The sequence below is a fragment of the Pseudomonas meliae genome (assembly GCF_001400515.1).
GTDB classification, from domain to species: Bacteria; Pseudomonadota; Gammaproteobacteria; order Pseudomonadales; family Pseudomonadaceae; genus Aquipseudomonas; species Aquipseudomonas amygdali.
Map to the genome: position 1 here is coordinate 1 of NZ_LJQT01000138.1, position 3315 is coordinate 3315.

Here is a 3315-nt window from a genome sequence, read left to right on the forward strand (position 1 = left end):
ACCCGGGGCGGTTCACTTTTACCGTTCAGCGTACTGAAGGATGTTTCCCAGCCTGTATCAGTCGGATTGGGTATCGAGTATTGGCATTGCTCTGATCGGCTTCGGTCGAACTGGATGGTATCAATGCTGACGTTTACCAGAGGCATGCAAGCCAGGATGATGACTAGGATTGCCGTATAGAAACGATTTTCTACCCGGGCTAACGACAGGACACCCTTGTTGCCCTCATCAGCTCCCTCACCGCCATTCGCTGATGACAATGGCCGCAAAAGGGGCCGCGAATAGTCCGCTGTCCTCGATCATGTTCCAAATGCCGCTGTTGATCAGCCATCCGACGAGTGTCAGGTAATACTCAAGGTAGTCATTCGTGTGCAAGATCATGGCAGGTCAACTCCCGCTACAGTGGCAGCGCGCCGAAGCTCGAAAAGGAGAATGACGAAGATGGCCATAACCTCGCAGCGACGAAGTCCCGAGGGGAATAGATTTGTGTCTGATGCTCGCTGTTTAAGGGTGCGTCTTAGCCTGTACCAGCCAAGCCCTATCGCTGCATAAAGCGACAGCCGCCAGGCCAGCATGTAGTTGTAGTGCGCTTTTTGCCATTCCCTGAACTGCTCAATGTCTCCAAAGAAATGCGCGATGGCTGTCATGAAAATCACAGCCAGAACAATGGTCAGCACGACCGGCCAGGTGAATGAAACGAGCGCTTTCGCGCCCCTACGTAGCCATCCCTTGGCAACCGGCGATGAACTCATGATCAGTTACCTTTCGCAGGGTTCTGCAGCTGCTCGAGGCGGTCAGGTGTTGGATCGCCTTGAAAGATGCCCTTGGAGCTGTCCTTCCGGCTCTGAGCTCTCTGTAGAATGGCTGTCGGTGAGTTGCTGGCCAGGTTGCGACGCATATCCAGCTCGGTCTTCAGGTTGTCAATTTCCTGTTGCAGGCTGCTGTTCTGCTGACTGACCGCCTGCAGGGCCACATCGTTGGCGGCAATGTTCGGCTCTTTGCTTCCGGTGAACATGGTGCGCTGAAGCAGTAGCGCTTTGCCGAGAACCTCAGATAAAGCGACCTCTGAAGCAAGACGTTTTGCGAGGATATCTTGGTCATGCTCAGTCCTTAGTGCCTCGACCACTCCACGGGTAACAGGCAGAGAATCGCTGCTCGCTGCAGTCAAGTTTTCCGAGGTGAGCGCTTTGCTGCCCGAGATCAATTCCTGCAGCGCCTTTAGCTTGGAGTCGTAGGATTCCTGGATGAGAGGAGTGAGCCCAACGCCGGCAGTGGACGTCGTTTTGGTGCAATCCTCGCAAGTGCGTTGTTGTTGCTCTCCCAGTACACGATTGGCGAAAGTGGTAGCTGCCTGAGGCGATGACCAGGTGGAACACACCATGCCGTTGTTGCAGGCCGAAGGACTAATGGACGATGTATCGGCAGCGCCGCGTCCGTTCAGCAAGTTGTATCCCGCACGGGTAACGTCGCCTACAACCTTGATAGGTTGCTGGCCAGATCCGCCGGCCTTATTTCCTCCGAGCCACGTAATACCGTCATTCCCTCCCTGCTTTTCGACCTGTGCAACGGCTGATACAGCATCTGTGTTCCCGTTTTTCACCGCCTGACTCATAGCCTGGCCCTCGGCGATCTTATTCCAGCCCATCTGTCCTCCGGCGACATCAAGCATCTTGTCAGCAATGGCACGGCAAGTGCCTTTGGAGCGGTCGAAGTCAAGACGACCCTGCAGAATGCCGTTGGTGAGCAAGTTGTACAAAGCCGGATTAGCCCGCTGGATAATCAGGCCTGGTAGTGATGAAACGGCGCTGGTAGCGTTTGAGATCATCGACCCCATGATCGTCTGAAATCCGGAGGTTGCTCCATTCAACTGATTCTGGAGCGTGTGTTCATGTTCATGTTTCCGCAGACCAGGTTGCTGTTCCAACCTCCGCCGATGCTGATGCTATCCATATTCCCCGCCGTACCCATCGTCACAGCGTTGCCGCCTCCGACGCTGTAGAGCACGTCGTCGCCAATCACGCTGCCCGACGAGCTTGCATTGATTCCCGGGATTTCGGCGAGAGCACTGTGGGCTGTCAGGGTGCTCATGAATGCGATAGTCAGAAAGGCAGCGCGGCGCATAGTTGAAGTCCTGTTGATCATCATTGAAAGTCCGTACTGCCAAGAAAGGTTTGTCCTTCCCGCTTGCAGCAGGAATACGGTCGCCATAACGCCCAGGCGTAACCACCATCGGTTGCCTGCACACGGGGCTGGGAGTTTGGAAATACCGCGCAGCTTTGACTGAGGGTAGGCGTCAGCTCTTGCCACTTACCGGTGGTGGCGTCGGTCTCGATCAATTCTCCTGCAGGCCAATAGCCTGGCTGGGGCTGTGCCAGAAGCGGTTGATAGACATGAACCTGGCCGCTGCGAGTGACCACGTCACCAGCACGCTGCGCGATCACGGATGCCGCCTTGTAATCGTCGGCTTGATGGATAAAACCACTGCGAGGGTAGACACTTCCCCACATGTCCCCCGACGTCAGACCACCCACCTCTCGACGGCCGGGAATAAGTGCTTCTGGATACACTGATTCTGGAACTCCGTAACGCCAGGCGACGGTGTCCAAAGTGCTCAGCAGGTAGGGCATGTAGGGCGTGGCAGCGCCCTGACAGGCATAACCCGAGGCGCTGGCAAACTTACTGAATGTTGCTCCTCCGGGGTGGCCTATGACGTCAGCGTTTTTGAATTTAGCCAGGCTATCTTCGTTGTTGTGATTGGTGGTTCCGTCACCGCCATCCTGGGCGAATGAATTTGATGAACTCAACGAAGAGACCTCAATCCACGGGTTTTCACCGGTATTCGAGTAGCTTGAGACCACGGCGTCTGGAACGAAGTGACGAACCTTGGTCGACGTCTTCACCTTGCATCCAAACGGGGTGCAGAGCAGCCAGTAGCAGATCCCGACCACCTTGTACTCCAGACAGTCAGGCGACAGGGTTGAGGCGACTAGGGTGGCAGATGTCACCGTGCCCGCTGCTGCCGGCCAGGTTGAGATCGACAAGGCTAAGGCTGCCCATGCTGGAGGCTTTCGCAGGTTCATCGCGGCGCATCTCCCTGGCCAGATGCGTTCTGATATTTGGCGGCGGTGCGCCACTGGGCAATGCGATATTCAGCCGCCGTAGCGTTCGTTTCCCCGTACACCACAAACTTGCGGTCGACCACCACAGCAGGCACCTTCGTTACCCCCATGCTCCAAGCGTCTACTAGGTCTTGTTGAGCCAATGCCAGATCTCGTTGCAAGCGCTGCGCATCGCTGCTCTTGAGGCGTTGCTGCA

3 protein-coding genes and 2 pseudogenes are annotated in these 3315 nt (G+C 56.0%); all 5 read right to left on the reverse strand.

Going from position 1 to position 3315, the window contains the following annotated elements; genetic code table 11:
- Positions 1–381, reverse strand: a pseudogene (locus ALO64_RS23925) (conjugal transfer protein TraG N-terminal domain-containing protein); the annotation flags it as partial.
- Positions 378–752, reverse strand: coding sequence for a hypothetical protein (locus ALO64_RS06105; RefSeq protein ID WP_044345639.1), 375 nt, complete (start codon positions 750–752; stop codon positions 378–380). The pseudogene ALO64_RS23925 and the gene ALO64_RS06105, both read right to left, overlap by 4 nt.
- Before the next feature lie 2 nt (positions 753–754).
- Positions 755–2145: pseudogene (locus ALO64_RS06110) on the reverse strand (integrating conjugative element protein).
- Positions 2142–3080 carry a TIGR03756 family integrating conjugative element protein gene (locus ALO64_RS06115; protein WP_044345638.1) on the reverse strand — a complete coding sequence of 313 codons (939 nt, stop codon included), beginning with the start codon at positions 3078–3080 and terminating at the stop codon, positions 2142–2144. The pseudogene ALO64_RS06110 and the gene ALO64_RS06115 overlap by 4 nt, the downstream one beginning before the upstream one ends.
- The coding region (locus ALO64_RS06120; RefSeq protein WP_094195073.1) for a TIGR03757 family integrating conjugative element protein at positions 3077–3315 on the reverse strand (239 nt) is incomplete at its 5' end. The genes ALO64_RS06120 and ALO64_RS06115, both read right to left, overlap by 4 nt.